11 protein-coding genes are annotated in these 6555 nt (G+C 49.0%); 3 read left to right on the top strand and 8 right to left on the bottom strand.

The annotated features are described in order from the left end of the window. Together ACESQI_RS23055 and ACESQI_RS23050 are read left to right on the top strand one after the other, a co-directional pair. On the top strand, window positions 1-225 hold a 225-nt coding region (locus ACESQI_RS23055; protein WP_373127282.1), incomplete at its 5' end, for a TraQ conjugal transfer family protein. A 13-nt stretch (window positions 226-238) separates the two neighbouring features. Further along, window positions 239-754 carry a glycoside hydrolase family protein gene (locus ACESQI_RS23050; RefSeq protein ID WP_005832121.1) on the top strand — a complete coding sequence of 172 codons (516 nt, stop codon included), beginning with the start codon at window positions 239-241 and terminating at the stop codon, window positions 752-754. Between the two features lie 91 nt (window positions 755-845). On the opposite strand, the gene ACESQI_RS23045 is transcribed toward ACESQI_RS23050, so the two are convergent. Beyond that, window positions 846-1772, bottom strand: a complete 927-nt coding sequence (locus ACESQI_RS23045) for a DUF932 domain-containing protein (protein ID WP_195326149.1) — start codon at window positions 1770-1772, stop codon at window positions 846-848. A gap of 42 nt (window positions 1773-1814) precedes the next feature. Continuing rightward, window positions 1815-2105 carry a DUF4120 family protein gene (locus ACESQI_RS23040; protein ID WP_005832116.1) on the bottom strand — a complete coding sequence of 97 codons (291 nt, stop codon included), beginning with the start codon at window positions 2103-2105 and terminating at the stop codon, window positions 1815-1817. 321 nt (window positions 2106-2426) lie between these two features. Here ACESQI_RS23040 and ACESQI_RS23035 point away from each other — a divergent pair, with 321 nt between their 5' ends. Further along, window positions 2427-2771 carry a hypothetical protein gene (locus tag ACESQI_RS23035; protein ID WP_008777488.1) on the top strand — a complete coding sequence of 115 codons (345 nt, stop codon included), beginning with the start codon at window positions 2427-2429 and terminating at the stop codon, window positions 2769-2771. Between the two features lie 60 nt (window positions 2772-2831). Here ACESQI_RS23035 and ACESQI_RS23030 read toward each other — a convergent pair whose 3' ends face one another. From ACESQI_RS23030 to ACESQI_RS23005, 6 genes are read right to left on the bottom strand one after another with little or no spacing between them, the layout of a single operon-like run. Further along, window positions 2832-3542: a hypothetical protein gene (locus ACESQI_RS23030; protein WP_005832111.1), complete on the bottom strand. Its 711-nt coding sequence runs from the start codon at window positions 3540-3542 to the stop codon at window positions 2832-2834. A 2-nt stretch (window positions 3543-3544) separates the two neighbouring features. After that, a complete protein-coding gene (locus ACESQI_RS23025) occupies window positions 3545-3910 on the bottom strand; it encodes a hypothetical protein (RefSeq protein ID WP_005647131.1) in 366 nt (121 codons plus the stop codon). Between the two features lie 10 nt (window positions 3911-3920). After that, entirely contained in the window at window positions 3921-4943 is a 1023-nt protein-coding gene (locus tag ACESQI_RS23020; protein ID WP_005832109.1) for an LPD29 domain-containing protein, read from the bottom strand. 12 nt (window positions 4944-4955) lie between these two features. Continuing rightward, window positions 4956-5165 carry a hypothetical protein gene (locus tag ACESQI_RS23015; RefSeq protein ID WP_005647134.1) on the bottom strand — a complete coding sequence of 70 codons (210 nt, stop codon included), beginning with the start codon at window positions 5163-5165 and terminating at the stop codon, window positions 4956-4958. 1 nt (window position 5166) lies between these two features. Next, window positions 5167-5799, bottom strand: coding sequence for a hypothetical protein (locus ACESQI_RS23010; RefSeq protein ID WP_005832107.1), 633 nt, complete (start codon window positions 5797-5799; stop codon window positions 5167-5169). Then, the gene (locus ACESQI_RS23005) at window positions 5796-6383 is read right to left on the bottom strand and encodes a hypothetical protein (RefSeq protein WP_005832105.1); all 588 of its coding nucleotides are present in this window, start codon (window positions 6381-6383) and stop codon (window positions 5796-5798) included. Before ACESQI_RS23005 ends, ACESQI_RS23010 begins: the two co-directional genes overlap by 4 nt. Window positions 6384-6555 lie beyond the last annotated feature (172 nt).

Here is a 6555-nt window from a genome sequence, read left to right as displayed (position 1 = left end):
GTGTTGCTGCCCAATGACCGCTATCCCCTTGACAGGGAGGTGTTCAGGCTATACTACACTTCTGAAAGCGAGAACCAGCAGACGATAGACATCTATTTCGAGGACAACAGCGAACCGGCACAGATTTGCCAATTGACTTTTGATTTCAACAACGAGGCGGAGGACGAGGATTCCGTCGTGACTGCGGATAGCAAGGAATTGCCGGTCACAATTGTCGGACACTAAGCCGGTCCTGCCTATGATGAAGTTAAAAGCAATATGGTTTGCGGTGCTTTCCATCACGGTCTTTTTTCCGGGTATGCCGTCGAGGGCGGAGAATCCGATAAAGGCAAGTCCGGACAGGTTCAGTATTGCGGTCGAGTGTGTCAAGCGATTCGAGGGTTGGCATGGAGAGAAAAAGCATTGGCCTTATGTCGGGTGGGGGCACAAAGTTCTTCCCGGGGAGAGGTTTACCAACAGTATTACAAAAGCACAAGGTGATTCCATTCTGAGAGCAGACCTCCGTAAGTTGTGCCGTATGTTCAGTTATCTGGGACGTGATTCTTTGATCGTTAGTGTTCTTGCGTATAATGTGGGCTGTTCCCGTATCAAAGGGTATGGAAAAATACCCAAGAGCCGGCTGTTGAAAAAACTGGAGTCGGGTGACCGCGATATCTATAAGGAATATGTCTCCTTCAGATGCTACAAGGGGAAAGTGGTTCCGAGCATCGAACGGAGAAGGAAAGTGGAATATATGCTGCTTTTTGAGAAGTAAATGAAAAAGGGAGAATCTTTCAGTTGTTTTCGACTGTCAGGTTCTCCCTTATGCGTATTGTCGGAATCAGGCCATTTGTGCGGCTTGTATGTCAGCTTACCGGAACGGCATCCTGTACTTCAGCTGCTTCCGGCAGATGGGAAAGCAGTAGTTCCGCCATTGCTCCGTTTTGTGGAATCAGTGCCGGGAAGTCCGTTTTTCCGGGCTTGTATATCTCTGTGGCTATATTGTATAGCTCCCAAGCGGTAATCTGCCCTTTGGTCATAGCCAGTTTAAGCACCTCTTCCGTGAATATAGAAATTTGCCCTTGGTTCAGAGGATAGGTTTCCACGGAGGATGACAGATTCCTGTCCGAACTGTCGTGGGAGACGCGCAACGCGGTCAACAGACCTATATACATATAGATTTCCTCCATAGATATAACCCGGCGTTTCAGCCGTTGTATGCGTTCGATGTCCTCGTTCATGTTCACCTCGAAATTGGCAAGCCAGCCGTCCACGGTTTCGAACAACTCTTCCGTCGAGACTTTCTTCTTGCCGTAATTGCAGACACTTCGCTCGGGTGAAAGGATACACTGGTTATGACAGATTAGCACGCAGGGACCTATGGCTGCCTGTATGCCGTCCTGGTGGTAGGCGACGACCAATGTTGTGGTCAGTTCGTCCGTCTCCCAGTCCTTGATCCGGATGGTGGCGAAGATACGGCGCAGGATGTGCGCTTCCACGGCTTTTTCGCCATGTGTCTGTTCCACCTGCGGAAGGATGCTTACTCCCGGCTGCGTCTTGTTCCTGTTCTGGGCCGCGAAGATTTCCTCCACCTCATAGTCGAGATTGTATTTCTCGCAGATGTCCATCATGCGCCGGATGACCTGGTAATGGTAGATACCTTGCACCGGGTTGTTGTAGATGTCGTTTTCCTTGTAGGTACGCTGAAGCGTCTCGAAGTTCATCACTTCAATTCCGTTTTTCTGGAAGTCAAACTGCTGTTGTCTTTCCATTACTGCCAATGTCGTTTCCATAATCTTGAATTTTATGAAGTTAATACTGTCGTTTGTCTTTTATCAGGTGTGTATCTGCCATCCGTGGAACGGTTGTAGTGTTACGGCAAAAGAGCGGTCCGGTATTCCGTGATAGAGCAGACCGCCCACGATGCCTGTCCTTCCGTCGGGATAACATTGTGTAAAGCCGAACGAGTACGGGGCATGGTCATAGTAGAGTGAGATTTCGCAGGGATGGTCGGGATTTTCTTCCCAGCTCTTCAACCGCTCCAGGCATTTTTGGAGCGAGGTGTCACCGATGGATTCGGCATAACGCTTTACATTCTCGAAATGTTCTTCATTCAGGATTTTCATGACTTTTGAATTTTATCTGTTAAACACGTCCGGCTCCGGGAGCCGGTATTTTTATTTCTCGCCTGCCAGACTGTCCCGTGATCGTACCCGCAAGGTTTGGCGAAAGAAAATACCGCAGCCGTCAGGCGAGGATGATTTTCTTTCAGCCAACCCCGCAAGGGGCCTGACCTTGACAGGGTACACCGGACACGGGACTACCTTTGCAGGGTGGGAAATAAAATACACGGTAGTGTGCTTTGCATGGTCTGTGGCGATTCTCTTCCTGATTTGTTCGCCATTGCCGGACAAAAGATGTATTTTTGCAATTCTAATTTCAGTTTTATGGAAAACTATATAAAGAAAGCGGCGGATGCTTTCCTTGTGGAGCGTCCGTACGGTATGCGTGTGGATTACAGGAAGAAAGGATTCGTGCTGTTTAACCGTAACCTCAATGTGTTGGGAAATGCGGAACAGACCCGTCTGGAAGAACTGCCTCTGGAGCGGTTCAATGTGGAGGAGATTCCGTTGGAGGGTGAAGTCGTGGAGGAACACTCAGGATTTACCGATGTATTCTTCTATACCGATCTGACCAATCCCTATGCCGGATATGTACTGAATTTGCAAAAGCTTAAAGCCTATAACCGGTTGATGTTTCCGCTGGCAATGGCGCTGAACCGTGAATTGTGAGGCCGGAAGCCGGTAGCGGTAACAGCTGCATGGAGCAGACCGTTACCGCCCCGGATTTAATTATTTGCCCTCTTTTTCTGTAATGAACGCCAGATAGGCGGACACGGCCTTATGGCATCCGGTAAAGTCCGGAGTCCGGCAGCCCTTGATTTTCCGGAAACTGACGGTGCCGTTCCTGTCAATGCCCCTCACATGCCTGTTGAATGTCCCTTTGGTTCTGATATGGATGTCAAAACCGTCCCTTCCGGTGATTTCAACGAACATTTCTCCCGTGATCCGTTCCCCGTCCAGGAATTTCTCTTTCTGTTCATTGAGTAGCCGCTGATGTTGCTCTTCCTGCACTCTGCGCTCTTCCGCCTCTTTCTCCTTCTGCTCCCTGCGTTTCTGCTCCTGTATTCTTTTATATTCCTCACGGGCTTGCACCAGGGAAGTGGTGTCAAGTCCGAGAGCCTCGAACACGCGAACGGAGATCAAATTGACGAAGGCTCCTCTTTCCGCACTTTGAAGCGTATCCGCAATCCAGTTCCTGCAATAGGTGGCGGCTTCCTCTCTGCAATCTTCTCCCTTGAGAAACCGGCGTGAATACTGCCCGCTGGAAAAATAAACGTTTTCAATCCGGCAGACCACATGGAAACAGTCATCGTCTTCATTCCCGTCTTCGTTCTTTCTTGACAGGGAGAGATATACATTCTTCGCATACGGCTCCAGTTCCATATAAGAAGCCACGACGGTATTCCCGTCAGACTTGTACTTGAACACTTTTGCTTTCATTGTTACATTTTTTTTGATTGTCCGTTCATATAATCCGTAATTCTCATTTCCAGTTCATCGTATATCCGGTTGAACAGTTCCTGGTACTCTTCCAGAAAAGCCCCGTCCGTATCGCACATGTCTTCGAGTGTCTTTCCATTTGCACGGCACAGCTCCGTATCGGCCAGCTCACAGACAATCTCGCTGAGCATCGAGCGGTCCTTGTCTTCGGGAAGCAGCCCTCCTTTTTTCAGAAGGCAGTAGTTACGGATATTGATTCGCAAATACAGGTCCGCCTCTTTCCACCGTCCATCGGGAAAAAGAGAGAATGCCTGTTTCAGTCCGTCGGGCTGTCCGCCCCACCATTCGTTCAAATTGTTCGGTTCCATATTGATAAGTTTAATTGATTACTGTCTGTTTGGTTTGCCATTGCCGATGGGCGGTGATGTATTCCTGTCGTTCCTTCTCCAGTAACGCTTCTGCTTCGGGAGTGTAGCCGATAAAACGAATGTAACCGCCGTTATAGCCTGTAAGCTTGCACCGAATACCGGCTTTCTCCAATTTGTCGATCCGTTTCTGAGCCAGTTTCGCGCTTGAATAATCCTTCGGCCAGAAATAATGCTCTCCGTGTGAGCCGTAATGGTCTTCTCCGAATATCATTTCGCCGGAATGCCTCCTGTGCTCGATAAAATCAAAGCGGGCTGTGCCCAACGCCTGCCTGATGGCCTTGTGTGCCGGACCTTCGGGATGCTTGAACACTTCCGGCTTGTCCTTCCCCTTACAGTCAAGTTTCGGCAGTTCCACCTTGTAAGGCTTCCGGTAACTCCCTATAGCCAATGTCAGGTAGAAATTGGTATGGAAATAATCCGTCATCGCATCGCTGTCATCGAAGTTGTATGACATGACAAAGTCACAGACATTCAGCATCACCTCCTTGGCACGGTCTGTAAGATCGGGGTTTCGCTCTATGTTGTAGTGGTTGATATGATCCTGTACTTTGCCGGATTCCCTGGTGAACGCCTCAAAGTCCGCGCTCATCAGTTTGATGTAAATGGAATTGTAGTTCTCCCGTCTGACGGAGAACTTATATCTCGGATAGATTTCCTTTAGCCAAGTTCTCACAAGTTCTACGATTTCAGGGGCATGTTGCCCTTTGTAGTTGCGACCTTTCCAACGGTATTCATTATACACGTACTCGGTATATTCCTTTGCCGTGGCACCCGAATAGTCATGTTCATACCCGGTTGATGCGGCAGAGACATCCGGTTTGTCTTTCCAGACTTCAAAAAGCCTTTCAAACTCGGTGTTCACCTGTTGCATGATGGCAGTGTCGCCACCCTTGTCCGGGTGGTGCTGCAATGCCAGACGGCGGTATTCCTTCTTCAGGTCCGCCAATGAATGTATGTTATGAAAATAAGCCATAGCTATAGGTATTTATGCCCCTGCGAGGCGGTTGATAAAATATTCCTGGTTGTCAAGGTCAAGTCCGAGGTTGCTGCACGCCATTTCGATGTCATCTTCCCTCAGGTCGTCCGCCTCCTGCAACTCGCGCAGGTACCGGATTTCAGAATCCAAGTATTCCTGCGCTTCCATATGGCTGCAACTGCATGAGTTGCTAATCTGTTCAATGATGTTAATCTGCATATTATTCGTTTTTAGAATTATACCTGTTGTAAATTTCCCGTTTATGTTCGTAGTCCCGGCTGTTCCACCATTGGTCTGCCGCATCAATGAATGTCTGCGTGTTTTCGGAAGGCGGAGAGTCACAGACTTTCAACCCTGTGATTTGTTCCTTTGTTTCAAAACCGCACGACTCCCACCAGCCCTGCATCTTTTGTGTGAACTCCGCCTTAGTACAGAAAAAGACCTGAACGCCACATTCTTCGCACCATTTCCCATCGCACCACAGCCCGTTATTGTCATCATGCACATAGCTGATACGTTCATCCGTATTGGCGTTTATCCATGCTTGGATTTCCAACTGCCGTGAACCGCATTCTTTACAGACAAGGATGTCGGAATCGTCCGGCTCTTTTCTGAAAGCCCTGCCGTCATAGAGTGTAACGGCACGTTCCACGAGCAATTTCTGGTTGTTTTCCGATAACTCGGCAAAGAACCGTTCCGCCGCGCCGAATATGGACTTGTCCGCCAATGCGGACCATTTATCCCAGAAGTGCCGGTACATATCTCCAAATACGGCCTTGCATTCTTCCTTGCTCCAGGCGTTCCACATATAGTAGAAGAAGCTGGAGACTGCGTTTTCCGCTTGATATTTCATTGTTCTTCAGTTTGTGGTTCTACTTTTTTGCTCTCTTCCAGTTGCTGCCATACAGCCTCATACATTCCGGAAAGCCAGTCGATGTTACTGGCTCCGAGTTCGAACGGGCTGTAACATTCCACTTCATCACCGCTTTCTTTCTCTTCGGCAAGGACGGTCAGGCTGCTGTCCGTTACCCGGAGTCCTGTCACCCTGCATTCGTAGGGGTCTCCGTTCTTGCCAAACCATATCACCCAGACCGGGTCATAATCCTCTTCCGGAAACCGTATCGCGTTCATGGCATGGTCATGGAGCAACTGCCGTATCGCTTCGATGATGTCTTTTCGCAGTTCTTCGATCCTGTCTCCGAACACCGACATGGGGGATTTCCCGCCTCGCTGCCTTACGGAGAGAACCTGCAAGTCCGGATGACAACCGAACTTCCAGTCCGTCACTTCATCGTCATCCCGCGTTGTGTGGATGTTGCCGCCCAATACCAGACCGCAGTCTTCCGCCACCATGCTTTCCGCTTCTTCACGGTCTTCCGCCACCACTGTGTAAGTACCCTCGAAGATGTACCTTACTTTTACATCGTATTTTTCCATAATCTTCTATGATTTGATTGTTGATTAGTTGATTTTATCAGGATACAATGCGAACCGCATCTCCGAAAAAGGAGTCGTCCACCCCATATACATGCCGGACCGAACAGTCATATTTGGAACGTTCGTCATCCAGCCGGAAGCGGAAACCATGATAGTCCTTGACTTCCAATCT

The organism is Bacteroides sp. HPS0048 (assembly GCF_964240755.1).
Lineage (GTDB): Bacteria > Bacteroidota > Bacteroidia > Bacteroidales > Bacteroidaceae > Bacteroides > Bacteroides nordii.
This window is presented reverse-complemented; position numbering and strand designations above follow the sequence as displayed.

Bases quoted from the DNA above. Each gene is read 5' to 3' on its own strand.
- ACESQI_RS23040 (WP_005832116.1), bottom strand. From the start codon at position 2,105: ATGAAAATCCTGAATGAAGAACATTTCGAGAATGTAAAGCGTTATGCC.
- ACESQI_RS23045 (WP_195326149.1), bottom strand. From the start codon at position 1,772: ATGGAAACGACATTGGCAGTAATGGAAAGACAACAGCAGTTTGACTTC.
- ACESQI_RS23025 (WP_005647131.1), bottom strand. From the start codon at position 3,910: ATGGAACCGAACAATTTGAACGAATGGTGGGGCGGACAGCCCGACGGA.
- ACESQI_RS23015 (WP_005647134.1), bottom strand. From the start codon at position 5,165: ATGCAGATTAACATCATTGAACAGATTAGCAACTCATGCAGTTGCAGC.
- ACESQI_RS23030 (WP_005832111.1), bottom strand. From the start codon at position 3,542: ATGAAAGCAAAAGTGTTCAAGTACAAGTCTGACGGGAATACCGTCGTG.
- ACESQI_RS23020 (WP_005832109.1), bottom strand. From the start codon at position 4,943: ATGGCTTATTTTCATAACATACATTCATTGGCGGACCTGAAGAAGGAA.
- ACESQI_RS23005 (WP_005832105.1), bottom strand. From the start codon at position 6,383: ATGGAAAAATACGATGTAAAAGTAAGGTACATCTTCGAGGGTACTTAC.
- ACESQI_RS23050 (WP_005832121.1), top strand. From the start codon at position 239: ATGATGAAGTTAAAAGCAATATGGTTTGCGGTGCTTTCCATCACGGTC.
- ACESQI_RS23035 (WP_008777488.1), top strand. From the start codon at position 2,427: ATGGAAAACTATATAAAGAAAGCGGCGGATGCTTTCCTTGTGGAGCGT.
- ACESQI_RS23010 (WP_005832107.1), bottom strand. From the start codon at position 5,799: ATGAAATATCAAGCGGAAAACGCAGTCTCCAGCTTCTTCTACTATATG.